General features: G+C 55.1%; 1 pseudogene. It reads right to left on the bottom strand.

Annotated features, from left to right (window positions below):
- Nucleotides 1-643 (bottom strand): annotated as a pseudogene (locus EAE91_RS23655) (integrating conjugative element protein); the annotation flags it as partial.

Genomic DNA, 643 nt, shown 5'->3' on the forward strand with positions numbered 1-643 from the left:
GCTCAAGCGTGGTCAGTGCGGTATTTTGTGCAATCGCCCGGCGCAACTCCATTTCATTCTTCAGGGCAGTAATTTCTCTGTCCAGTGTCGCAATGCGACGATCACTCTCTGCCATCGCCTGCGCCTGAGCGGCGGCATTCGGTTCTGCCTGGCCGGTCATCAACATTCGCCGCATAGTGAGCGCAGTCTCAATGGTGTCGGCCATCGCCAACTCACTGGCCAACCGACTCACCAAAGCCCCACTGTCCGGATCACGTTTCAGAGCCTGGATAACCCCGCGAGTCACCGTCAGGCTACCTGTTTTGAGTTTTGCCAGATTGACTATGGTAGGCGCATTTTCCCCGCTGACCAGTTTCATCAATTGCTCAATGTTGGTTCTGGTCGCCTCTTCCAGCATCGGTGCAAACCCCGTCCCAGCGACACTTGCACCCGGCTGGTCTTTGATACCCCCACTGGTACACTGACGACTGTCGGTACAGGTACGAACCGAACGATCACCTAACACCTTGACGACCGCGTCTGCGGCTTCTTCACTGTTCTTGAATTTCTGGCAAGCAGCGCCATTACATTGTGTGTGGCTGACATTGGCATGGCTATTCGCCGGCAGGTTGTTCATCATATTGAAGCCGGCTTTTGCCAGATC

This window comes from Photorhabdus noenieputensis (genome assembly GCF_018448935.1).
GTDB lineage: Bacteria > Pseudomonadota > Gammaproteobacteria > Enterobacterales > Enterobacteriaceae > Photorhabdus > Photorhabdus noenieputensis.